Below are 22,109 nucleotides of genomic sequence, written 5' to 3'. Positions count from 1 at the left end.
CGGCGCAGTTTATCAAACCTGACGGCCAGAAAAAGCAAAAACCCCGCCGGAGCGGGGTTTTGACAGGGGGCAGAGCACACATCAGTTACTGCGGGCAAATCCCAGCAGGCTGAGCAGGCTGACAAAGATGTTATAGAGCGAAACATAGAGGCTGACCGTCGCCCGGATATAGTTGGTTTCGCCGCCATGAATGATGTTGCTGGTCTCCCACAGAATCGCACCGGCTGAGAAGAGAATAAACAGCGCGCTGATCGCCAGATGTAACGCGGGCAGCTGCAGGAAGATATTGGCAACTACCGCGACCAGCAGGACCACAAAACCGGCCATCATCATGCCGCCCAGGAAAGACATATCACGGCGGGTCGTCAGCACATAGGCTGAACAGCAGAAGAAGACCAGAGCGGTTCCGCCCAGCGCCAACGCGATCACATCACCCATGCCCGCGGTTAAGAACGAGCTGAGGATTGGGCCCAGGCAGTAGCCCAGGAAGCCGGTGAAAGCAAAGGCGGCCAGAATGCCCATCGGGCTGTTAGCCAGACGGTACGTTAAGAACATCAATCCATAAAAGCCGACCAGCATCAGGATCAGACCCGGCGCAGGCAGAGCGAGCAGGGTGCTGGCGGTCGCCGTCACGGCCGAAAAGGCCAGCGTCAGGCCAAGCAGAAAATAGGTATTGCGCAGAACCCGATGCGTTGACAGCAGCGAAGACTGCGATGAGGTGACAATTCTTTCCATGTTGCGCTCCTTATATGCAGAACAGCAGTTATGCGCCGAGAATACGCAGGCCATTAAAGAGGGAAAAGGCGTTTTACCCTTCTTTACGCGCTTATCTGCTAATTGTTTGAGCAGAGTGGCGATTTTCGCAGCGAAAAATCACAATCTGACTGTTTTTCAGGCGAATAGACAGAATCATGCTTTACATCGCGAAACGGGGTGTTTATAGTGCGCGTCATTGCGGAGGGGTGGCCGAGTGGCTTAAGGCAGCGGTCTTGAAAACCGCCGATGGGAAACCATCCGAGAGTTCGAATCTCTCCTCCTCCGCCACTTTATCTTCCCTGTGTTATCAGCGGAGTGTAAAGTGGCAGGATCTGACGATTTTGCCGATGCAGTAAGTTTTAAAACGGAGGGGTGGCCGAGTGGCTTAAGGCAGCGGTCTTGAAAACCGCCGATGGGAAACCATCCGAGAGTTCGAATCTCTCCTCCTCCGCCAGATTTTACAGGCCAGCACTCAGTGCTGGCCTGTTTCGTTTCTGCCCTTCCTGAACATATTCTGTGTCAAAAACCCGGCCGGTCTCCCGGTTCCGCCACGGCGCACGCCTTTCTCCGTTCCATCTCTGCTATAGTCCACTCACTGTTTTTGCAAACATCTGGCGCTTTTCTGAGGCGAGCTGAGTTACACTGTTGATTACATCGCTCTGAAGCGAGCTAATCGGTTGATAGCCAGAGTGTTTCTTTACTGAATGAATGGAATAGGCACAATGATCAATAAACTGAGTCTTTGCGCATTGTCAGTACTCGCTGCATTGCCGGTCGGTACGGTAGCCCTGGCGGCTGACAGTGACATGCAGCTCCAGCAGGTGCTGATGTTAAGTCGTCACAATCTGCGCGCGCCGCTGGCTGATAATGGCAGCGTGCTGGAACAGTCAACGAAAAAAAGCTGGCCGCAGTGGGACGTTCCCGGCGGACAACTGACCACCAAAGGTGGCGTGCTGGAAGTCTATATGGGTAACTATACCCGTCAGTGGCTGGCACAGCAGGGTCTGGTGAAAAACGGCAGCTGTCCTGACAGCAACAACGTTTTCGTTTACGCCAACAGCCTGCAACGCACCGTGGCGACCGCCCAGTTCTTTGTTAATGGTGCTTTCCCTGGCTGTGACGTCGCCGTCACCCATCAGGATGAAATGGGCACTATGGATCCTATCTTCAATCCGGTCATCACCGACGGCAGCGAAGCATTCAATAAAAAAGCGCTGGCGGCGATGGCTGCCGCGAATGAGAAACTGTCGCTGAAGCCTGCCTTCCAGCGCCTGGAAAAGATTGTTGATTACAAAGCCTCACCGGCCTGCAACAACAAAAAACAGTGCGATCTGAGCAGCGGTCAGAACACCTTCAGTGCAGAAAACGGCAAAGAGCCGAATGTCAGTGGTCCGCTGAAAGTGGGTAACTCGCTGATGGATGCGTTCACGCTGCAGTACTATGAAGGTTTCCCGCTGGATCAGGTGGCATGGGGCCAGATCAAGACGCCTGAACAGTGGAAAGAGCTGTCGGCCATCAAAAATGGCTATCAGGATGCGCTGTTCACCAGCCCGGATGTCTCCCGTGAAGTTGCCGCGCCGCTGGTGGACTACATCCGCAGCCAGTTAGTGGATCAGGACAAAGCCAACGCGCCGAAAGTGACGCTGATGGTGGGGCATGATTCCAACATCGCCTCGCTGCTGAGTGCGTTACAGGTTAAACCTTATGATCTGCCGGATACCTACGAAAAAACGCCGATTGGCGGTCAGGTCGTCTTTGAGCGCTGGCATGATGCGAAAAACGACAAAGATCTGCTCAAGGTGGAGTATGTCTATCAGAGCGCCGATCAGCTGCGTAATGCCGATGTGCTGAGCCTGAAGAATCCGCCGAAGCGTGTCACGCTGCAGCTGGCAGGTTGTGAAACCGATGCAAACGGCTACTGCAGCTGGGATCAGTTCTCACAGGTGCTAAACAGTGCGCTGCAGGGAACCCCAATGCAGCCTGCGGCTGCGCCACAACCGGCAGCGGCCGCGCAGTCTGACGACAGCGCAGAGGCGGCAGCGACTCAGGATGCGGCGGCGGATAAGGCGCAGACGGATAAGGCCGCAGCGGCGAAAGAGAAGGCTGAGGCTGATAAAGTGGCCGCAGAGAAAGCCAAAGCGGACAAAGCGGCAGCTGATAAAGCCAAAGCAGACAAAGCGGCGGCAGACAAAGCCGCGGCGGAAAAAGCGAAAGCGGACAAGGCGGCGGCTGAAAAGGAAAAAGCAGACAAGGCGGATGCCGCCGGGAAAGCGAACGCCGATAAGGCCCCGGCGGAAGCCGCAGGCAGCGATAAGGCGGACAGCACTAACGCCGCAAACGCGCCTGCAGCTGCGAACAAGGACGAAACCAAATCGGCGGCCGCGGCGACACAGTAATCCCCTGCGCCTGCTGATAATAAAAAACCCCGTCGAGACGGGGTTTTTTTATGGTGCCGGAACGGTTATCCCGCCACGACCACCAGCTTCTGGTTGGCAAACTCTTTGATGCCCAGGTCGGACAGCTCACGACCATAGCCCGAACGTTTTACCCCGCCGAAGGGCAGCTCTGCGGAGGTATCGCTCTGCGAGTTGATGAAGACCATGCCGGTTTCGATGGCGGAGGCCAGCTGGCGGCCGCGTGCAATGTCGCGGGTCCAGACCGATCCACCCAGACCATAGTGGGAATCATTCGCCAGCGCGATAGCAGCCTGATCGTCACCGACCACATAAACCTGCGCAACCGGGCCAAAGAACTCCTGATAGTAGGCCGGATTATCCGGGGTGATGCCGGTGAGGATCGTCGGCTGATAGAAGCAGCCTTCTCCTTCAACGGCTTTGCCGCCGATCAGCAGTTTTGCGCCGCTGGCGACCGCGTCATCGACCTGTTTTACCAGACGGTCACGCGCATCGGCAGAGGAGAGCGGCCCCAGCGTGGTGTTCTCATCCAGCGGATCGCCCAGCGTGGCAGCGCTCAGCGCATCACTGAACTGGCGGATAAACTGGTCGGCAATTTTCTCATGCAGGATAAAGCGTTTAGCGGCAGTACAGACCTGACCGCAGTTGCTGAGGCGTGCCTGCACCCCCTGACGCACCGCTTCATCGAGATCCGCATCATCCAGCACCACAAACACATCGTTGCCGCCCAGTTCCAGCGTCGATTTCTTAAGATGTTTGCCCGCCTGCTCCGCGACGGCGCTGCCGGCGCGTTCGGATCCGGTCAGGGCCACACCCTGCACGCGATCGTCGGCGATCAGATCGGCAACCTGCTCGTTAGAGATGAACAGGTTGGTCCAGGCCCCTTCCGGCGCACCGGCTTCGCGAACCAGTTTCTCAAAGAGATCGGCGCAGTGCGGCACGATGTTGGCATGTTTGGCCAGCACCGGGTTACCCAGCGCCAGGTTTGGTGCCAGCACGCGCATCAGCTGATAGTAAGGGAAGTTCCACGGCTCGACGGCCACCAGCACGCCGATCGGATGATATTCGACCCAGGCTTCGCCCAGTGCGCTGGGATAGGCTTCCGGCTGCAGAATGCGTTCGGCGTTTTCGGCGTAGTAGCGGGCAATCTGCGAGCAGATTTTCACTTCACCGCGGCTCTGACCGATCAGCTTGCCCATCTCTTTACTGGCAATCGTCGCCAGCTCTTCCGCACGGCTATCAATCAGATCAGCCAGTTTTTTCAGGACCTGCAGACGCGGCTGGATCTCCCCTTTGCTCCAGGCGGAGTGGAACAGGCGGTCGGCCACCTCCAGCGCATGACTCACGGCGTCGGCGTCGTGTGAAGGCCACCTTTTCAGCAACTGGTTGTTCGCGGGATTAATGCTTTGATAGGAAGACATCGCGTTCTCCTTGGTGAGCTAAAAAGAGGAGGGCGGGAAAGTCCCGCCCCTGAATCAGACGTTTTTGCGTTCGACGGGCTTGTCATCCCAGGTCAGCAGATCTTTATCGGTCTTTTTAAATGCGCGGATCAGGACGTCGTCGCTGCCCTGCTGACGCCAGATCTCTTCGGCCAGGCGTTCATCGTAATCGGCCACTTCGAAGATGGCCTCAGCAATTTCAGGGGAGGTATGACGCAGACTGGCCCATTCGCCGACGTGATGTGCTTTCGATTGTTCAGTAGACATACTTTTCTCCTTTGATGAAATCAGCCCTTAAGTTTGACGGTCACACCGGCAACGTGTTCACCCTGGAAACGGGCGATGTTGAGTTCCGCTTCGGTCGGCTGACGCGAACCATCGCCGCCTGCCAGCGTCGTTGCGCCGTAAGGCGTCCCGCCGCGAACCTCAGAGATATCGAACAGCTCTTTGGTGCCGTAACCGATTGGCACGATCACCATGCCGTGGTGCGCCAGGGTGGTCCAGACGGACGTAATGGTCTGTTCCTGCCCGCCGCCGGTGCCGGTAGAGGTAAAGACGCTGGCGACCTTGCCGTAGAGCGCACCTGACGCCCAGAGACCGCCTGTGCGATCCCAGAACGTGCGCATCTGCCCGGACATATTGCCAAAGCGGGTCGGGGTGCCGACGATAATCGCGTCGTAGTGCGGCAGGACGTCAGGCGTCGCTTCAGCGGCCTGCTGATCGGTTTTGCCGCCCACCTGTGCGAAGCGATCGGCCTCCATCGTTTCTGGTACCCGCAGGATATCCACTTCCGCGCCGGGAACCCGACGAGCGCCTTCTGCAACCGCGTTCGCCATTGTTTCAACATGTCCGTACATCGAGTAGTAAAGCACCAGAATCTTGGCCATAGATCTCTCCAGGTGGTTTTAACGTGCAGAAAAAGTATAGAAGAGCTTTTGCCATGTGGGGGGAAGGCGGGCCCGGGGACAGAGTAGCCGGATAATATTTCAGCAGCTAATCGGTTGTTTCCCGGCAGAATGTGCGCTGTTTAATCAAATTTATGGTGATTAGTCTGTTGCTAAATGTGACTGTCAGCGGAGCGAAAGGAGAAACTGGCTATTCTTTAAGCATGGGTTGAGCCTGTGATCGGCGCTTCAGCCCTCTGTGTTGTATTCCTATTTATCGCACTACGCGACAGGAGCAGATCATGGCCACACATCGTGGAGGTTCAGGCAACTTTGCCGAAAACCGTGAACGGGCCGCAGAAGCCGGACGCAAAGGCGGAAAAAACAGCGGCGGCAATTTCAAAAACGATCCGGAGCGCGCCGCGCGTGCCGGGGAGAAAGGCGGTCGCAGCAGTCCTAAAAAAGCGGACGCCTGACCTCAATCCACCGCCGGGTGAGACCGGCGGTGAACGTCATTGCTTTTACTCCTGGCTCTCCTCACAATATTGTCCGGATACCCTATCAGGTGAATTATGTCGGACACATCCCGCGCGCTAACCCTGCGCCTGACGCGGCAGGAACTGGTGCTACTTTTTATCACGATGATCTGGGGCGGAACCTTTCTGGTGGTGCATCGCGCGATGCAGCATTCGGGGCCGTTCTTTTTTGTCGGCCTCCGTTTTGCGACCGCCGCACTGCTGCTGGCGTTCTTTTTCCGGCGCTATCTGGCCGGCATCACCTGGCTGGAGGTGAAGGCGGGCGCGCTGATTGGCCTGTCGATCGCCGGGGGCTATGGGCTGCAGACCTGGGGAATGCAGACCATCTCCAGCAGTCAGTCCGCGTTTCTTACGGCGCTCTATGTGCCGGTGGTGCCGCTTTTGCAGTGGCTGTTTCTGCGGCGTCCGCCCGGCCTGATGTCGTGGCTGGGGATCGCGCTGGCTTTTACCGGCCTGCTGCTGGTGGCTGGTCCGCAGGATGGGCGCATCAGCCTCAACCCGGGCGAACTGGCGACGCTGCTCAGTACCCTGGCGATCGCCGCTGAGATCATCCTGATCAGTCGCTACGCCGGTAAGGTGGATGTGCGCCGTGTGACGCTGATCCAGCTGGCGGTGGCTTCGCTGTGCGCCTTTGGGCTGATGATCCCCAACGGGGAAGGGGTGCCTGCACTCTCCACGCCGCTGCTGCTGAGCGCACTGGGGCTGGGGGCCGCCAGCGCGCTGATTCAGGTCACCATGAACTGGGCGCAGCGCAGCGTTTCACCGACCCGCGCAACGGTGATCTATGCCGGGGAACCGGTCTGGGCGGGCGTGGTGGGACGTATAGCGGGTGAGCGGCTGCCCGGGCTGGCGTTGCTGGGCGGGGCGCTGATCGTCTGCGGGGTGATCGTCAGCGAACTGCGGCTGAAGCGGAAAAAAGCGGTGCAGCCTGCGGCCACACCGCTGGAGTAGCTAGCCCTGCTGTCGCGCCAGCGGCTTATCCTGCTGCTGCGCGGTGCGACGGCGCAGCAGCGCGTTGAGGATAATTGCGCCAAAGGTGGCCGTGCCGATGCCGCCCAGGGTGAAAGAGCCGATTTTCAGCGCGAAGTCGCCCGCGCCGAGCACCAGCGTCGTCGCCACCATAATCAGATTACTGTTCTGACCCAGATCGACATGGTTCTGCACCCAGATGCGTGCACCCGCCACCGCAATCAGCCCGAACACCACAATGGAGGCGCCGCCAATGACCGGTGCCGGAATGGTGTGGATCAGCGCACCAAACTTCGGCGAGAAACCGGCCAGAATGGCGATGATGGCGGCGGCGACAAATGCCAGCGTCGAGTAGACTTTGGTCACCGCCATCACGCCGATATTCTCGGCATAGGTGGTGACGCCGCTGCCGCCGACGGAACCGGAGAGCATCGTGGCCAGACCGTCGCCTGCAAAGGCGCGGCCCATATAGGGATCGAGATTCCGGCCGGTCATGCCCGCTACCGCTTTTAAGTGGCCGAGGTTTTCTGCCACCAGAATGATCGCCACCGGCGCGATCAGCACGATCGCCTGCAGATCAAAGGTCGGGGCGGTGGTGTGCGGCAGACCAAACCACGCGGCCTGTGAGAGCAGGGTAAAGTCGACCGGCTTGCCCAGCCCCAGAACGTTGGTCAGCAGCGCATAGAGTGCCCAGGCCAGGATCAGCCCGACCAGAATCAGCAGACGCTGAACCATCCCGCGGGTAAACACCGCTACCAGCCCGATGCAGAGCACGGTCATCACCGCCACCCAGCTGTCAAACGCCGAGGCGGAGACGTTGTGTACCGCAATCGGCGCCAGATTCAGGCCGATCGCCATCACCACCGCGCCGGTCACCACCGGCGGCATCAGGTTTTCGATCCAGCGCGTGCCGGACTTCATCACCACCAGTCCGATCAGCATGTAGAGCAGGCCGCAGGCGATCACCCCGCCCAGCGCGACGCTGAGATGGGGATTGAGCCCCTGGCCGCTGAAGCCGGTGACCGCAATCACCACACCGACAAACGCCGCACTCGATCCCAGATAGCTGGGCACCCGGCCGCCGGTAATAAAGAAGAACAGCAGCGTACCTATACCCGAAACCAGAATCGCCAGATTCGGGTCCAGCCCCATCAGCAGCGGCATCAGCACCGTTGCACCAAACATCGCGACCGCATGCTGTAACCCCAGCACCAGCGTCTGCCCCAGCGGCAGCGTCTCATCCGGGGCGATAATACCGTTTTCAGTTAAAGCCGACTTCTTCTGCCATTGTGGAAACCAGGATTGTGCCATCGTCTACTCCAGAGCATCATGACTGCCGGTGGGTGCGAAAAAAACGTTAACGGGCTTCCTGCCGCTTCAGGGGATGGTATCCCCGATCAAACCACGCCAGTCCGTGGTTCTCCTCACTGTGAACCACGTCGACGACTTCGCAGAACAGCGTGTCATGCGTACCGATGCTGACAATCTGGGTGATGCGGCAGTCGAAAGAGGCGACCGCGCCGCGCAGCACCGGCGAGCCGGTGACGGCCGCTGACCACTCTGCGGCGCTGAACCGCTCAGCCATCGGCGTTTTCCCCCCGAACAGGCTGGAGAGGTCTTCGTGACCCGCCGCCAGCGTGTTGACGCAGAGCTGCATATTTTCGCGGAACACCGGGTAAACCGAGGCGGCGCGATTCAGGCAGACCAGCAGCGTCGGCGGCGAGTCCGTCACGCTGCACACGGCGGAGGCGGTAAACCCTGCGCGTCCGGCCGGACCTTCGGTGGTAATGATGTTGACCGCGGCACCCAGCCGCGACATCGCATTGCGGAACGCCAGCTTCTCAACGGCGGGGGTAAGGGTATCCAGGCTCATAATCTTCTCCGTAACGGGTTATCCGGCGACGCGCCGCAGCGGCTGCACGTCATCCGTCTGATCCAGCCACTGCAGCAGCAGGGCATTGAAGTTTTCGGCGTCGGTGACGCTCATGGCATGTCCGCCCCAGGCCATGCTCTGTTCGGTGGCGGCGGGCAGCGCCCGGGCCAGCGCGGCCGAGCAGCTCCACGGCACCAGCAGATCGTCCTGACTGGCGATCACCAGCACCGGCTGGGTAATGGCCTCTGCCTGTGCGCGGAAGTCGGCGTGCATCAGCGCATGCAGCCGCCGCATCAGGTTCTCCTGGCCCTGAAAATGGGCGATGTGATGGCGATCCTCCTGCGCCATCCGCGCCTGATGCTGCGCCATCCACTCCGCAGGATAGAGAAACAGCGGCTGCGCGCGGACAAAGGCCGCCACGCCGCTGTTGAGCAGCAGCGCCTGCCGCGTCTCAAAGCAGCGCCGGGTATGGGGATGCAGCGTCAGCCAGCCGTTAATGACCACGATCCGGTCGATGCGTGTCGGGAAATCCAGCGCCAGCTGCAGCCCGATCAGCCCGCCCAGCGCATGACCGACCAGGCTGAAGCGCAGGATGCCCTGCTGCGCCAGCGCGTCGGCCAATTCCGCCGCCATCATCGCCATGCTGTAATCTTCGGGCAGACGGTCAGCGCTGCGCCCGGTGCCGCGCTGGTCATAGAGCACCACCCGATAGCGCGCAGTCAGCGCTGCCAGTTGTGGCTGCCAGAACCCCGCCACGCCGCCCAGACCGGAGGCGAGCACCAGCGTCGGTGCATCGGGATCCTGCAGACCCAGAATATCCAGTTGCATCAGACCTCCGTACGGCCGATGTGCGCCACCGAGGCGATCTCAATCAGCGCATCCGGCTTAACCAGTCCGCACTGAATACAGAAGCGGGCGGGCTTGTCGCCGGGAAAATAGTCGGCGTAGACCTGATTGACCGCCGCGTAGTTGGCCCAGTCGGTGATAAAGATTGAGTTGAAGGTTACATCCGCCAGGCTGCCGCCCGCGGTTTCGATGACCTTTTTAATGGTCTCCAGCACATGGCGGGTCTGCGCGGCGGCATCCCCGACGTGGACCACGTTGTTCTCCGCGTCAAACGGCAGGGTGCCGGAGACATAGACCACCCCATCCGCCAGGGTGCCTGGCACAAATGGCGCGATAGGGGTTGTGGTGCCCGGCGGCACAATAATCGTTTTCGGCATAGCGTCATCCTCGGGTTGAATTAGCGGGTATTCAGGCTTTCGCAGAAGGTTTCGACATCCGACACCCAGCCAAAAAAGGTTTCGATGTTGAACAGGGCGGCCTGCTGAGCCGAGGGCGGTCCAGCCTGATACGTGGCGTCTTCCAGCACCACGCCGAAATATTCAAGGAAGAAGCCGTCGCGCAGCGTCGACTCCACGCAGACGTTGGTGGCAATGCCGGTAAAGATCAGATGCCGGATGCCGCGGCTGCGCAGCATACTGTCGAGCGGCGTGTTATAGAAACCGCTGTAGCGCGATTTTGGCAGCACGATGTCACCCGGCTGCGGCACCAGCTCATCGACCAGCGCATAATCCCAGCCCCCCTTCGACAGCAGCGAACCCTGCAGCTCGGGCCGTTTACGCATGGTTTTCAGAGCGTTGGATTTATGGAAGTTGGGCGAACCGGCGTCGCCCGCCTCTACATAATCACTGTCCCAGCCGTTCTGGAACCAGATAATCTGCACGCCTGCCGCGCGGGCCGCCGTCACCGCCTGATGGATCTTCGCGATGACCGGCTTTGTAGCGGAAACATCGAAGCCCGCCAGATCGAGATAGCCACCTTCCGTGGCGTAGGCATTCTGCATATCCACCACAATCAGCGCCGACTGCGCGGGGGGAAAGGCGATCGGTTCGGGACGCGCCGGCAGTTCGACCTGAGGAATATCCCGGATGTGAGCGCAGTAAACGGTTTTCATTACGCCACCTCCTGCTGTGCGTCCAGCAGGGCGCTGCGACAGGCCATCAGCGGCTGAATATGCTGGCCAAAGTTCTCGATCCCCTGCAGGAAATCGTCAAACGTCAGCAGCACGCCGTGGGTGCCTTCAACCTGCGCCACCTCATCCAGCATCTTCGCCACGCTGGCATAGGAGCCGACCAGGGTGCCCATGTTGATGTTGACGGCCGAAACGGGATCCGCCATCTGGCGCACGTTGGTATCGCTGCCCGATTTGGTGTCCTGCTGGCTCTGGGTGGTGAGCCACGAGAGCGCCTCTTCATCCGCACCGGCTTTGTAATGTTCCCACTTCGCCCGCGCCTCTTCGTCGGTTTCTGCCGCGATAATCATAAACAGCACGTAAGAACCCACGTCGCGGCCCGCTTTCTCCGCCGCCTGCTTCATGCGCACCGACGTTGCGCTGAAGGCCGCTGGCGTATTGACGCCTTTGCCGAAGCAGAAGTTGTAGTCTGCGTGCTGCGCCGAGAAGGCCATCCCGGCATCGCTCTGTCCGGCGCAGATCACCTTCATCGGGCGCTGCGGCTGCGGACTGACGCGGCAGTCATTCATGGTGAAGAATTCACCCTTAAAGTCTGAGCGGCCGGTGCCCCACAGGTCGCGCAGCACGGTGACATATTCGGTGAGATAGGCGTAGCGGCTGCTGAAATACTCATCGCCGGGCCACATCCCCATCTGCTCATATTCCGGCTTCTGCCAGCCGGTCACCAGATTGACGCCGAAACGCCCGCCCGAAATAGAGTCGATGGTGGAGGCCATGCGCGCCACGATCGCCGGAGGCAGCGTCAGGGTGGCGGCGGTGGCGTAAATCTCAATGCGGGAGGTGACGGCGGCCAGGCCAGCCATCAGGGTAAAGGACTCCAGATTGTGATCCCAGAATTCGGTTTTTCCGCCGAAGCCGCGCAGTTTGATCATCGAGAGCGCAAAGTCGAAATGGTAATGCTCTGCTTTCAGCACGATCGCCTTGTTCAGTTCAAAGGTCGGCATGTACTGCGGTGCGTTGGATGAAATCAGCCAGCCATTGTTACCAATCGGAATAAAGACGCCTATCTTCATGTGAAACCTCGTTGCGATGGGGGAAAGGTGTTTCACGCGCGGCACTGCATCCTGCGACTTCCCTGTGGGCTGCGCTCAGTCACAATTTTGCAAACTGTGTGCCACATTTTTTATTGTGATAAATAACAATGAGTTAAAATTAACCCGAAAGAGGTAAGTGGACTGTCGGGTCCATTTCAGACCGTTTGGTCAAAAATCGCTGCACGTTTTGCATGCAGGCTGAGCAAAAAAGGTGCAGGCGGGCCGTTAGGCACACCTCCCGGCCTTTGCTATGATGCGCTGACACCAGATGGATGAGGTAAACCTGTGAAAACCGATGAAAAAAAGCCAACGCGTCGTTCGCGTGCCGTCGCGGCGAAGCGGGCCGCCATACTGGAAGCGGCACTGACCTTCTTCTCACAGTTTGGCATTCACGGCACCAGTCTCGACAAGGTGGCCGAGCTGGCCGACGTCTCCAAGACCAATCTGCTCTACTATTTTCCCTCTAAGGAAGCGCTCTATGTGGCGGTGCTGAAGGAGATTCTGGATGTCTGGCTGGCTCCGCTGCGCGCGCTGACCCACGACCAGGATCCGCTGATGGCCATCCGGCATTATATCCGGCTGAAGCTGGAGGTCTCGCGCGACCATCCGCAGGCGTCACGGCTGTTCTGCCTGGAGATGCTGCAGGGCGCGCCACTGCTGAAAGGGGAGCTGGCCGGCGATCTCAAGCAACTGGTGGATGACAAGGCGGCGATTATCGAACGCTGGATAGCGGAAGGGCGTCTGGCCGGCGTTCAGCCGCAGCATCTGATCTTTATGCTGTGGGCTACCACGCAGCACTACGCCGATTTTGCCACACAGGTGGAGGCGGTGACCGGCCAGACGCTCAGCGATCCGGCGTTTTTCGATCAGACGGTTGAGAATGTGCAGCGCATGATCATCGAAGGTATTCGCGTGCGCTGAAACAGGGGGCGTTCGCCGACAGGGTAACGGGGGGAGAGTCATGGATTCTGTGTCGCAGTTTGTACTGGGTTCCGCGGTCAGCGTCGCGGTGATGGGGCGTCGGGTGCCGGTCTGGCAGGCCGCGCTGGTGGGCGGGATCTGCGGCACCCTGCCGGATCTGGATGTTTTTCTCGATCACGGTGACGCGATTCGCAATATGACCCTGCATCGCACCGACAGCCATGCGCTGCTCTGGCTTACGCTCGTCTCACCCGTGCTCGCCTGGCTGGTGGCGGGGCTGTTTCGTCGCGGGGTACGATGGCCGCAGTGGTGGCCCGCCATCTGGCTGGCGCTGATTACGCATCCGCTGCTGGATCTGATGACGGTCTATGGCACCCAGTTGGGTCTTCCCCTGACCGATTACCCCTATGCGGTCGGCAGTATCTATATCGTCGATCCACTCTATACGCTGCCGCTGCTGGCCGGCCTGGGTGTGGCGCTCTGGCGGCGCAGTGACAGGGGGCTGCGCGCCAACCGGGTCGGACTCGCGCTGAGCACTCTCTATCTGGCGTGGAGTGGGGTGATTCAGGGGGTTGCAGGCGGGCAGATCCACGATTCGCTGGTGCAGCAGGGGATCCCGGCGGACAGGGTACTGGTCACGCCCACGCCCTTTAACACCCTGGTCTGGCGCAGCGTCGTGCTGACACCCGACCGCTATGGCGAAGCCTACTGGTCGCTGTTATCGCCGTCCCGCCCGCTGCAGGTGACGTGGTATCCGCGGCACCCCGAACTGTTCGACCGTTTCCGGGGCAACGGGTACGCAGAACGCGTTGCCTGGTTCAGCCACGGCTTTTATGCACTGCGTGAGCAGGGTGGACAGACGACCATTGCCGATCTGCGCATGGGGGAAGGGGAGGCCTATACCTTTACCTTCGGACTTGGCACGCCTGAGCAGCCCGATCCGCGCCCGCAGCGTCTGCCGTATCAGCGTCCGGAATTCTCCGCCCTTTTCTCAGCGCTGGCTGAACGGCTGTAAAAAAAAGCCCGGTCAGATGACCGGGCGGATTTCAGCGTACTGCGTCTCAGCGGCTGCGACGACGGCGCAGCATCCAGCCTGCACCCAGCAGGGCAAACCAGAGCGGCGTCACCATCAGCGCCTGACGCGTGTCATCCTGCAGCGTCAGCAGCACCAGTACAAAGGCGAAGAAGGCCATGCAGACCCAGCACATGAATTTGCCCAGCGGCATCTTAAACGCCGACTTCGCGTGGCGCTGCGGATGCTTCTTCCGGTAGGCCAGGTAGCTGCAGAGGATGATGGTCCAGACGAACATAAACAGAATGGCCGACACGGTCGTCACCAGGGTAAAGACCTTCATCACATCCGGGATCAGGTAGATCAGCGCCACGCCCACCAGCAGGCAGAGGCAGGAGAAGAAGAGGCCGGTCGTGGGCACCGAACGCGCCGAAAGCCGGCCAAAGGCGCGGCTCGCCACACCCTGCTGTGACAGACCATAAAGCATACGGCTGGTGGAGAAGATGCCGCTGTTGGCGGAAGAGGCCGCCGAGGTCAGCACCACAAAGTTAACAATACTCGCCGCCGCAGGCAGGCCAATCAGGACGAACATCTCCACAAACGGACTGCGGTCGGCCATCACCTGGGTCCACGGCGTCACCGCCATAATGACCATCAGCGCCAGCACGTAGAACATAATGACGCGCAGCGGAATCGCATTGATCGCACGCGGTAAGACTTTATGCGGATCGTGCGTCTCTGCCGCAGCCGTACCCACCAGTTCAATACCGACAAACGCAAACACCGCAATCTGGAATCCGGCAAAGAAGCCGCTGATGCCTTTCGGGAACAGACCGCCGTGCTCCCAGATATTGCTCAGTGCCGCCGTACCGCCGCCAGGCGAAGGGTAGTGAAGCCAGACCAGCACGACGCCGGTCACAATCAGCGCCACAATGGCGACGATTTTAATGATCGCGAACCAGAACTCCATTTCACCAAAGAGTCTGACAGTGGCAATGTTCAGCGCCAGGAACACCACGACGCAGAGCAGGGCGCTCATCCAGATCGAAAATCCGGGGAACCAGAGCTGGAAATAGGCGCTGATCGCGACCACGTCGGCAATCCCGGTCACGACCCAGCAGAACCAGTAGGTCCAGCCCGTAAAATAACCGGCCCACGGGCCGAGCAGGTCAGCGGCAAAATCGCTGAAGGATTTGTATTCGAGGTTGGAGAGCAGCAGCTCTCCCATGGCGCGCATCACGAAGAACAGCATAAAACCGATGATCATATAAACGAAGATGATCGAGGGGCCGGCCAGGCTGATCGTCTTCCCCGAGCCCATAAACAGGCCGGTGCCGATCGCACCCCCAATGGCGATGAGCTGGATGTGGCGATTATGCAGATTACGCTGGAGCTTGTCGGGCGCCTCTAGTGCGCGCGTGGTTTCTTTAGATTGATCAACCATAGAATTGTCTTTCCTGTCTTGATGTTGTGTCAGCTCTGCTGGCTGTTAGAAAACGCGCCTGCCCGGAGGCAAGTCGGCATAAGATAGAGGAAGAGAGCCGGAATCGGGTAACGCTTTTTTATCAATTGTGACGCCGCTGCTGCCGTCAGCGGTAATAACGCACAGTTTCGGTCACTCCTCCGTCAGTCTGGGTAATTATTCATCACGTTCTGTCAGGCGCAGGGCGAAAAAGGGGATCTGCCTCTACACTTTTTGTTTGTTAATCATCATGCTGCAAAGGGATCTATGCGCACGCTTATCCTGTTTTTGCTGTTAATCGCACTGGGATGGGGCAGCTTACCCTGGCTTAAGCAGCATCTGCCGCCAGCGTTCAATCCCTTTACGCCGCTCTCTGTGACCGATCCGCCCGGATGGATGACGCAGATTAAGATGAAACGCCTCGCCGGTGATGCGGACGCCTGTCTGGACGTCTTGCGCCGGGCGCAACAGGCGGGCTGGGTCAGCTTCAGCGAGCGCCCCGCAATCACGGGCGCCTGCCCGATTAGCCAGCCGCTGCGGATCCAGAAACTGGGCAGGGTCAGCCTGAGCAGCAGTTTTCTGGCGAGCTGTCCGATGGCGGTAGCCACGACCATGTATGCACTGCGCAGCCGCCAGCAGACGATCCGCGATATGCACAGTCCGCTGGTCCGGATTAACCATGTGGGCAGCTACGCCTGCCGCAATATCTACCATCGCGCACAGGGGCGGCGCAGCGAGCATGCCACCGCCGATGCCCTGGATATCACTGGCTTTCAGCTGGCGGATGGTCAGCGTATCGACGTTGGTCGCCACTGGCAGCAGCCGGCAGAGAAAGCCGCCATGCTGCATACGCTCTGGCGCGGAGGCTGCGAAGTCTTTGGTAATGCGCTTGGGCCGGACTATAACGCCGCACACGCCTCACATTTTCATCTGGGTATGCGTGGCGCTGGCTACTGCCGCTGAATCATCAGAAAGGATAACGTTCGGCGGTGAGCCAGCCCCACCGGACCAGCAGAAATAAAAGCCCTGCAGGGTAGCCGCACATCCCGCCGGCGTTCGTTCGTCCCGGATGAACGAATGCCGGGTCGATTAATAGCACTCTTTTTTAGTGCCACTCTTTTTAATAGGAAAGTGTTAAGCCGCTAAACAAACTGATCAGATTTTCTCCATATTCTGATTGCGCCTGCGACCGCCCGGATGAAATTATTTCAGCACAGGGCAGGCGTGCAGTAAGGGAAATTAATTGTTTATTTAAAAGGGATCGCTAAGAAATAACCGGCCGCGTTTCGTGCGGAAAAATTATTTTCAGATACGTCAGAGGCGTGACTATCGGTAAAGTGATTTTCATGACTAGAATAGAGTCAGTGAAGGGCGAACTGCGGTCGGGAATAGTGATCGCCGACACATATTGCGGGCAGAGAGAAGAATTAAGTCAAATCCGGACGCGCCCGGCACTTTTCGGCAAATCAGATTATCCGCAGTATGAAAAAAGGCGTGAGGGTGCAGCAGGAGAGAAAGGGGGAAACGCGGGCGGCGCTAATCACAACGTTTGATTTACCCTGCTGAAATAGCCCGTGGCGACACCTGCCGTCCAGCGGCGACGCCCGAACGGTAACATCGTCCAGGGCCGCTACGGCCGCGGGCGGGCAGCGATTCTCGTGGGCGGCGACATGCACTATTTGCTCTAAGGCGGAATGCCCCGCGGTTATCTGACTTAAGGCTTATTTCCTGATAAAAAATATGTAGTCATTCCCGTTACGGTTTCGCTTATTGCTCCACAATTAACGCTTTGTTTACTCTTTATTTACGCAATACACGCATCCTTATGCGCTATTTCAGGCAGGGAAATCGGACTCAGACTTTTTTAACCGCCGTATCAGGGATTGAAATCCTATCAGAAAAATCTTATTCTTTTGGGGTGATTGAAATTGCTGTGATCGGCCTCACATTGTATGGGCAGAGCCACGTTTTCATTCCCTCATCCCGGTGAAAGGTTAAATGCGCTGCAGAATCCGACGGCTTCATGCCTGGAATAAATTAATCTTCTTCTGCTGATTTATTTTAACGGATGAATCCGACTGAATAACACCGCAAAGGCGAGTGGAAAAACGCTGAGGCAATATGAGCACTGAAAATTATTTCGCCTGGCGAAGTGAGGTGAAAAAACAATTTCAGGCATTAACGCTTTCTTCCGAACTGAAGGCATTATTGCAACACTTTACTGAATCTTTAGGCTTCGACTATTTTGCCTTTCTGATTCAGCATCCGGTGCCTTTTACCCGACCGCGTATTCATTTGCATAGCACCTACCCCCGACTCTGGGTAAAGCGTTATGAGAAGCAGAATTATTACGCTGTCGATCCGGTGCTCACATTATGTCAGCAGCCGGGCAGGGGGATGGCCTGGTCACGGGAGCAGTTTGCTGACGCCGGCAACCTGTGGGATGAGGCGAGAGAATATGGGCTGCTTAGCGGTTTTTCGTGCTCTGCAATGGCACCAAATCGCGTCATTGGTATATTATCTATATCATCGAAACAGTCCATTCCTGTCCAGCTCTGCCATGCTGAGCTGGAGGTAAAACTACATCTTTTAGCGGAACTAAGCCTGGCTACGCTGGAACGCATCCGCGATGAAGCCATGATGGTACTGAAGAACGAGTTTAGTCAGCGCGAGCTGGAAATTCTGAAATGGACAGCCGAAGGAAAAACGGCGGCCGAAATTTCACTGATTTTATCTATCTCTGAACATACCGTTAACTTTCATCAAAAAAATATGCAAAAGCGTTTCAATGTTTCCAATAAAACGCAAATTGCCTGCTATGCAGCGGCAATCGGACTGATCTGAACATAAACAACTGCCACATTTAGCAGTTCCTTTGTTCGGGTCAGTTGTCTACCCTGCGCCGGGTCTTTGCCAGGCTGGCGCAAAGAAATCACAGCAACATGGGGATGTCAGAGGCGCATAATGAAAATAGTGCAAACGCAGTTAAAGGATATGCCATCCTCATTACTTGCCGAGCTGGGCAGCTACCGGTACAGCGTCTTTGCGCGCGGCGAGGGGTGGTCAATTCCTCCCCGCCTCAGCACGCCTGGACAGGAGTATGATCGCTACGATCGTTCAGATGTGACCTGGCTGATCGCCTGGAATGCCCGCTTCGGGATCAGCGGCTGCGCCCGTCTGATGCCGTGGTTTGAGCCTGAGCAGAGCGAAGGCATCGTCCTGCCGTTCAGTCATGAGAAGGTGTGGGAGATGTCGCGCTTTTCCGCCCGGCTGGAGGTGGACGCCGAACTGCCACTGAATATTCTGTGGCACGCGGTGCAGCTGGCAGAACTGAACGGCATGGAATACATCATCAGCTCGGCCACGCCGATGCTGGAGAAAATGTTTGAGCAGCATCAGGTTGTTTACGAACCGCTGACGCCGGGACTGATTCTGTCGGAAGATAATCTGTTTGCGATCCGGATTCCGGTGGTGCAGCCCGCGCTGGCCGAGAAGTATCGTGGCACACGGCGCTTCAGCCCGGAAGAGGTGCTGCCGACGCTGGGCGTGTCGGTGAACTGGCAGGCACATAATTAACGGATTTGCCCCCGTCGCGGGGGCAGAGTGCTTACTGGCGGTAAGCCGTTTTGATCTGTTTGATGGTATTGCTGAACACTTCCGCCTGCGGCTTATCGCCCAGCGTCTGCACATAGCGCTCCATGTTGATAATCACTTTTCCGGCATCAGCCTGACCCATCCCTTTGAGGATAAGGGTGATCATCATCTTCAGACCCGCGATTTCATCCGATAATTTCTGGGCTTCCTGCGAAGTAGCAAAATCTTCATCGCTCATAAGTTTCTCCTTGGTGAATGACAACGTGTCGGCCCTCTGTCCGCACAGCAATCCGTGAGTATACCACAGGGGCATGAAGTTGCTGGCGCAGCGGCTTCGCTTTACGCTGAAGTGCTGGTTTGTCCAGTGCAACTAATCAATCTCTGCAAGTAATTACTGCCACGTCACGCTGAGTGACTGCGCCGGGTCGACCTGCAGCGGCATGCCGTGGCGGGTGATTAATCTGCTGATATACAGCGGGTTACCGGATTATTAAGCGGTCCGGTTGGTTGTAAGAAAAGTCTGTTTAAGCGCGTAACCGGTATCCGCAGACAATCATGCAAAGCGGCCACAGTTTTACTTTGTTGATGTGCTTTTGAGGTAAAAGCGGGTATGATTACCCCTTGCAATCCTGAATTGCTTCCTCTTTTTTAGCCTCTGGAGTTTCCCCGTTGATCAGTGTGCTTCTTGTTGATGACCATGAACTTGTCCGTGCCGGTATCCGTCGCATCCTGGAGGATGTCAAAGGTCTGGCCGTGGTCGGAGAGGTGAACTGTGGCGAGGATGCGGCGAAGTGGTGCCGCTCCCATCAGGTTGATGTGATCCTGATGGACATGAACATGCCGGGCATCGGCGGACTGGAGGCGACGCGCAAAATCGTGCGCTATAACCCCGATATCAAAATCATCATGCTGACCATTCACACGGAAAATCCGCTGCCTGCTAAAGTGATGCAGGCGGGTGCCGCCGGCTACCTGAGTAAAGGGGCTGCGCCGCAGGAGGTGATCAATGCCATCCGCTCAGTAAACGCCGGTCAGCGCTACATCGCATCGGACATTGCTCAGCAGATGGCGCTGAGTCAGATTGAGCCGCAAAAAGCGGAATCCCCCTTCAGCTGTTTGTCGGAAAGGGAATTGCAGATTATGCTGATGATCACCCGTGGACAAAAGGTGACGGAAATTTCCGAGCAGTTAAATCTCAGTCCTAAAACCGTTAACAGTTACCGCTACCGGATGTTCAGTAAGCTGAATATCAGTGGCGACGTCGAGTTAACGCATCTGGCCATTCGACATGGCCTCTTTAATGCGGAGCCGTTAATCAGTAGTGAATGACGTTTTTGATTCTAAAGCCTTTCTGAGTACGGTAACCAGCAAGCCCGGTGTTTACCGCATGTATGACGCCTCAGGCACTGTCATCTATGTGGGTAAAGCCAAAGACCTGAAGAAGCGTCTGACCAGCTACTTCCGCACCCAGGTCGGCAGCCGCAAAACCGAAGCGCTGGTCAGCAATATCCAGCACATCGATGTCACCGTTACCCATACCGAAACCGAAGCGCTGCTGCTTGAGCATAACTACATCAAGCTCTATCAGCCGCGCTATAACGTGCTGCTGCGCGACGATAAATCCTATCCCTACATCTTTCTGAGCAGCGATACCCACCCGCGGCTGGCGATGCACCGTGGCGCCAAACATGCCAAAGGGGAGTACTTTGGTCCGTTCCCCAACGGCTATGCGGTACGCGAAACCCTGGGGCTGCTGCAGAAAGTCTTTCCTATCCGTCAGTGCGAAAACAGCGTCTACCGCAATCGCTCCCGACCCTGTCTGCAGTATCAGATAGGCCGCTGTCTGGGGCCCTGTGTGGCGGGTCTGGTCAGCGAAGAGGAGTATGCACAGCAAACCGATTACGTGCGGCTTTTCCTGGCCGGTAAGGACGATCAGGTTCTGAACCAGCTGGTGAAACGCATGGAAGAGGCCAGCGTCGGCCTGCGCTTTGAAGAGGCGGCCCGGCTGCGCGATCAGATTCAGGCCGTGCGCCGCATCACCGAGAAGCAGTTTGTCTCGAATCAAGGCGATGACCTGGATGTAATGGGCGTGGCGTATGACGCAGGCATGGCCTGTCTGCATGTGCTCTTTATCCGCCAGGGTAAGGTGCTGGGCAGCCGCAGCTACTTCCCGAAGGTGCCGGTGGATACCGATCTGGCGGAGGTCGTACAGACCTTTGTCGGGCAGTTCTACCTGCAGGGCAGCGAGGCTCGCACCCTGCCGGGCGATATCCTGCTGGACTTCACCCTGCCGGAGCGCGAGCTGCTGGCTGAGTCACTTAGTGAGCTGGCGGGACGCCGGGTCAACATTCAGAGCAAGCCGCGTGGCGATCGCGCCCGTTACCTGAAGCTGGCACGCACCAACGCTGCGACGGCGCTGACCACGCGTCTGTCACAGCACTCGACCATCCATCAGCGGCTGATGGCGCTGGCGGAGTTTCTGACGCTCGACAAAATCAGGCGCATGGAGTGTTTCGACATCAGTCACACCATGGGCGAGCAGACCATCGCCTCCTGCGTGGTGTTTGACCAGAACGGGCCGCTGCGCGCCGATTATCGTCGCTACAACATCACCAGCATCACGCCGGGTGATGACTACGCCGCCATGAATCAGGTGCTGCGACGCCGTTATGGTAAGGCGATTGAAGAAGATAAGATCCCGGATGTGATTCTGATCGACGGCGGTAAAGGCCAGCTGGCCCAGGCGCTGCAGGTTTTCGCCGAACTGGATGTGCCCTGGGACAAGAGCCGGCCTGTTCTGCTGGGCGTCGCCAAAGGCAGCGATCGTAAAGCGGGCCTGGAGACGCTGTTCTTCGAAGCGGAAGGCGAGGGCGTTTCGCTGCCGCCAGATGCCCCGGCGCTGCATGTGATTCAGCATATTCGTGACGACGCTCACAACCATGCGATTTCGGGCCACCGTAAAAAACGGGCTAAAGTGAAGAACACCAGTGCGCTGGAAAGCATCGAAGGGGTAGGGCCAAAACGGCGTCAGCAACTGCTTAAGTACATGGGGGGCCTGCAACCGCTGCTGAATGCGTCGGTGGAGGAGATCGCCAATGTGCCTGGTATCTCGCACGCGCTGGCAGAAAAAATATACTACTCCCTGAAACACTAGCATTGAAACAGGGGGGGCAATGTAGG

General features: G+C 58.0%; 22 protein-coding genes and 2 tRNA genes. 12 read left to right on the top strand and 12 right to left on the bottom strand.

From position 1 onward, the window contains the following. Positions 1-81: 81 nt before the first annotated feature. The gene (gene yccA, locus J1C59_RS12185; protein ID WP_003850014.1) at positions 82-735 is read right to left on the bottom strand and encodes an FtsH protease modulator YccA; all 654 of its coding nucleotides are present in this window, start codon (positions 733-735) and stop codon (positions 82-84) included. Between the two features lie 221 nt (positions 736-956). Between yccA and J1C59_RS12180 the strand changes: the two genes are divergently transcribed. From J1C59_RS12180 to agp, 3 genes are all read left to right on the top strand, one after another. Further along, positions 957-1,044: transfer RNA gene (locus J1C59_RS12180), tRNA-Ser, on the top strand. A gap of 78 nt (positions 1,045-1,122) precedes the next feature. After that, a tRNA-Ser gene (locus J1C59_RS12175) sits at positions 1,123-1,210 on the top strand. A gap of 268 nt (positions 1,211-1,478) precedes the next feature. Beyond that, the gene (gene agp, locus J1C59_RS12170) at positions 1,479-3,152 is read left to right on the top strand and encodes a bifunctional glucose-1-phosphatase/inositol phosphatase (RefSeq protein WP_208721867.1); all 1,674 of its coding nucleotides are present in this window, start codon (positions 1,479-1,481) and stop codon (positions 3,150-3,152) included. A gap of 65 nt (positions 3,153-3,217) precedes the next feature. Here the strand turns inward: agp and J1C59_RS12165 are convergent, their stop codons facing one another. Genes J1C59_RS12165 through wrbA form a run of 3 tightly spaced genes read right to left on the bottom strand, consistent with a single transcriptional unit; the run spans position 3,218 to position 5,496 of the window. Continuing rightward, on the bottom strand, positions 3,218-4,591 hold the full coding sequence (locus tag J1C59_RS12165; protein WP_128084433.1) for an NAD-dependent succinate-semialdehyde dehydrogenase: 1,374 nt from the start codon (positions 4,589-4,591) through the stop codon (positions 3,218-3,220). 54 nt (positions 4,592-4,645) lie between these two features. Continuing rightward, a complete protein-coding gene (locus tag J1C59_RS12160) occupies positions 4,646-4,876 on the bottom strand; it encodes a YccJ family protein (RefSeq protein ID WP_128084432.1) in 231 nt (76 codons plus the stop codon). A 20-nt stretch (positions 4,877-4,896) separates the two neighbouring features. Continuing rightward, entirely contained in the window at positions 4,897-5,496 is a 600-nt protein-coding gene (gene wrbA, locus J1C59_RS12155) for an NAD(P)H:quinone oxidoreductase (protein WP_128084431.1), read from the bottom strand. Between the two features lie 299 nt (positions 5,497-5,795). Between wrbA and J1C59_RS12150 the strand changes: the two genes are divergently transcribed. Together J1C59_RS12150 and J1C59_RS12145 are read left to right on the top strand one after the other, a co-directional pair. Further along, positions 5,796-5,969, top strand: coding sequence for a con-10 family general stress protein (locus J1C59_RS12150; RefSeq protein WP_111138563.1), 174 nt, complete (start codon positions 5,796-5,798; stop codon positions 5,967-5,969). A 96-nt stretch (positions 5,970-6,065) separates the two neighbouring features. Further along, complete coding sequence (locus J1C59_RS12145; protein WP_128084430.1) at positions 6,066-6,980, top strand: DMT family transporter; 915 nt, start codon at positions 6,066-6,068, stop codon at positions 6,978-6,980. Here J1C59_RS12145 and rutG read toward each other — a convergent pair whose 3' ends face one another. From rutG to rutA, 6 genes are read right to left on the bottom strand one after another with little or no spacing between them, the layout of a single operon-like run. Next, a complete protein-coding gene (gene rutG, locus J1C59_RS12140) occupies positions 6,981-8,309 on the bottom strand; it encodes a pyrimidine utilization transport protein G (protein ID WP_128084429.1) in 1,329 nt (442 codons plus the stop codon). A 46-nt stretch (positions 8,310-8,355) separates the two neighbouring features. Beyond that, a complete protein-coding gene (gene rutF, locus J1C59_RS12135; RefSeq protein ID WP_128084428.1) occupies positions 8,356-8,871 on the bottom strand; it encodes an NADH-dependent FMN reductase RutF in 516 nt (171 codons plus the stop codon). Positions 8,872-8,889: 18 nt separating this feature from the next. Beyond that, positions 8,890-9,699 (bottom strand): pyrimidine utilization protein D, encoded by an 810-nt coding sequence (rutD, locus tag J1C59_RS12130; RefSeq protein WP_128084427.1) that lies wholly within the window; start codon positions 9,697-9,699, stop codon positions 8,890-8,892. Beyond that, the gene (gene rutC / locus J1C59_RS12125) at positions 9,699-10,094 is read right to left on the bottom strand and encodes a pyrimidine utilization protein C (RefSeq protein WP_140917175.1); all 396 of its coding nucleotides are present in this window, start codon (positions 10,092-10,094) and stop codon (positions 9,699-9,701) included. The genes rutD and rutC overlap by 1 nt, the downstream gene beginning before the upstream one ends. Before the next feature lie 20 nt (positions 10,095-10,114). Beyond that, positions 10,115-10,828 (bottom strand): pyrimidine utilization protein B, encoded by a 714-nt coding sequence (rutB, locus tag J1C59_RS12120; RefSeq protein WP_128084426.1) that lies wholly within the window; start codon positions 10,826-10,828, stop codon positions 10,115-10,117. Then, entirely contained in the window at positions 10,828-11,919 is a 1,092-nt protein-coding gene (gene rutA / locus J1C59_RS12115; RefSeq protein WP_128084425.1) for a pyrimidine utilization protein A, read from the bottom strand. Before rutA ends, rutB begins: the two co-directional genes overlap by 1 nt. Before the next feature lie 306 nt (positions 11,920-12,225). Here rutA and rutR point away from each other — a divergent pair, with 306 nt between their 5' ends. Together rutR and J1C59_RS12105 are read left to right on the top strand one after the other, a co-directional pair. After that, complete coding sequence (gene rutR / locus J1C59_RS12110; RefSeq protein ID WP_140917176.1) at positions 12,226-12,861, top strand: HTH-type transcriptional regulator RutR; 636 nt, start codon at positions 12,226-12,228, stop codon at positions 12,859-12,861. Between the two features lie 40 nt (positions 12,862-12,901). Further along, positions 12,902-13,876 (top strand): metal-dependent hydrolase, encoded by a 975-nt coding sequence (locus tag J1C59_RS12105; RefSeq protein ID WP_128084424.1) that lies wholly within the window; start codon positions 12,902-12,904, stop codon positions 13,874-13,876. 46 nt (positions 13,877-13,922) lie between these two features. Here the strand turns inward: J1C59_RS12105 and cycA are convergent, their stop codons facing one another. Beyond that, the gene (gene cycA, locus J1C59_RS12100) at positions 13,923-15,317 is read right to left on the bottom strand and encodes a D-serine/D-alanine/glycine transporter (RefSeq protein ID WP_128084423.1); all 1,395 of its coding nucleotides are present in this window, start codon (positions 15,315-15,317) and stop codon (positions 13,923-13,925) included. Positions 15,318-15,602: 285 nt separating this feature from the next. Here cycA and J1C59_RS12095 point away from each other — a divergent pair, with 285 nt between their 5' ends. From J1C59_RS12095 to J1C59_RS12085, 3 genes are all read left to right on the top strand, one after another. After that, complete coding sequence (locus J1C59_RS12095) at positions 15,603-16,298, top strand: extensin-like domain-containing protein (protein WP_128084422.1); 696 nt, start codon at positions 15,603-15,605, stop codon at positions 16,296-16,298. 1,158 nt (positions 16,299-17,456) lie between these two features. Continuing rightward, entirely contained in the window at positions 17,457-18,179 is a 723-nt protein-coding gene (sdiA, locus tag J1C59_RS12090; RefSeq protein WP_128084421.1) for an autoinducer binding domain-containing protein, read from the top strand. Positions 18,180-18,299: 120 nt separating this feature from the next. Continuing rightward, complete coding sequence (locus J1C59_RS12085) at positions 18,300-18,911, top strand: acyl-homoserine-lactone synthase (protein ID WP_111138576.1); 612 nt, start codon at positions 18,300-18,302, stop codon at positions 18,909-18,911. A 31-nt stretch (positions 18,912-18,942) separates the two neighbouring features. Here the strand turns inward: J1C59_RS12085 and J1C59_RS12080 are convergent, their stop codons facing one another. Beyond that, the gene (locus J1C59_RS12080) at positions 18,943-19,167 is read right to left on the bottom strand and encodes a DUF2594 family protein (RefSeq protein WP_111138577.1); all 225 of its coding nucleotides are present in this window, start codon (positions 19,165-19,167) and stop codon (positions 18,943-18,945) included. A 431-nt stretch (positions 19,168-19,598) separates the two neighbouring features. Between J1C59_RS12080 and uvrY the strand changes: the two genes are divergently transcribed. Both uvrY and uvrC read left to right on the top strand, forming a co-directional pair. Further along, positions 19,599-20,258, top strand: coding sequence for a UvrY/SirA/GacA family response regulator transcription factor (uvrY, locus tag J1C59_RS12075; protein ID WP_140917177.1), 660 nt, complete (start codon positions 19,599-19,601; stop codon positions 20,256-20,258). Further along, positions 20,251-22,083 (top strand): excinuclease ABC subunit UvrC, encoded by a 1,833-nt coding sequence (gene uvrC, locus J1C59_RS12070; protein WP_128084420.1) that lies wholly within the window; start codon positions 20,251-20,253, stop codon positions 22,081-22,083. The genes uvrY and uvrC overlap by 8 nt, the downstream gene beginning before the upstream one ends. Positions 22,084-22,109: the final 26 nt, after the last annotated feature.

The sequence above is a fragment of the Pantoea deleyi genome (assembly GCF_022647325.1).
GTDB lineage: Bacteria > Pseudomonadota > Gammaproteobacteria > Enterobacterales > Enterobacteriaceae > Pantoea > Pantoea deleyi.
The sequence above is the reverse complement of the archived record's forward strand: the minus strand, read 5'-3'. Positions and strand labels throughout refer to the sequence as shown.

Bases quoted from the DNA above. Each gene is read 5' to 3' on its own strand.
- J1C59_RS12150 (WP_111138563.1), top strand. From the start codon at position 5,796: ATGGCCACACATCGTGGAGGTTCAGGCAACTTTGCCGAAAACCGTGAA.
- J1C59_RS12080 (WP_111138577.1), bottom strand. From the start codon at position 19,167: ATGAGCGATGAAGATTTTGCTACTTCGCAGGAAGCCCAGAAATTATCG.
- J1C59_RS12165 (WP_128084433.1), bottom strand. From the start codon at position 4,591: ATGTCTTCCTATCAAAGCATTAATCCCGCGAACAACCAGTTGCTGAAA.
- J1C59_RS12160 (WP_128084432.1), bottom strand. From the start codon at position 4,876: ATGTCTACTGAACAATCGAAAGCACATCACGTCGGCGAATGGGCCAGT.
- rutF (WP_128084428.1), bottom strand. From the start codon at position 8,871: ATGAGCCTGGATACCCTTACCCCCGCCGTTGAGAAGCTGGCGTTCCGC.
- J1C59_RS12145 (WP_128084430.1), top strand. From the start codon at position 6,066: ATGTCGGACACATCCCGCGCGCTAACCCTGCGCCTGACGCGGCAGGAA.
- J1C59_RS12105 (WP_128084424.1), top strand. From the start codon at position 12,902: ATGGATTCTGTGTCGCAGTTTGTACTGGGTTCCGCGGTCAGCGTCGCG.
- rutC (WP_140917175.1), bottom strand. From the start codon at position 10,094: ATGCCGAAAACGATTATTGTGCCGCCGGGCACCACAACCCCTATCGCG.
- sdiA (WP_128084421.1), top strand. From the start codon at position 17,457: ATGAGCACTGAAAATTATTTCGCCTGGCGAAGTGAGGTGAAAAAACAA.
- rutB (WP_128084426.1), bottom strand. From the start codon at position 10,828: ATGAAAACCGTTTACTGCGCTCACATCCGGGATATTCCTCAGGTCGAA.
- cycA (WP_128084423.1), bottom strand. From the start codon at position 15,317: ATGGTTGATCAATCTAAAGAAACCACGCGCGCACTAGAGGCGCCCGAC.
- rutD (WP_128084427.1), bottom strand. From the start codon at position 9,699: ATGCAACTGGATATTCTGGGTCTGCAGGATCCCGATGCACCGACGCTG.
- wrbA (WP_128084431.1), bottom strand. From the start codon at position 5,496: ATGGCCAAGATTCTGGTGCTTTACTACTCGATGTACGGACATGTTGAA.
- J1C59_RS12085 (WP_111138576.1), top strand. From the start codon at position 18,300: ATGAAAATAGTGCAAACGCAGTTAAAGGATATGCCATCCTCATTACTT.
- agp (WP_208721867.1), top strand. From the start codon at position 1,479: ATGATCAATAAACTGAGTCTTTGCGCATTGTCAGTACTCGCTGCATTG.
- yccA (WP_003850014.1), bottom strand. From the start codon at position 735: ATGGAAAGAATTGTCACCTCATCGCAGTCTTCGCTGCTGTCAACGCAT.
- rutG (WP_128084429.1), bottom strand. From the start codon at position 8,309: ATGGCACAATCCTGGTTTCCACAATGGCAGAAGAAGTCGGCTTTAACT.
- rutA (WP_128084425.1), bottom strand. From the start codon at position 11,919: ATGAAGATAGGCGTCTTTATTCCGATTGGTAACAATGGCTGGCTGATT.
- J1C59_RS12095 (WP_128084422.1), top strand. From the start codon at position 15,603: ATGCGCACGCTTATCCTGTTTTTGCTGTTAATCGCACTGGGATGGGGC.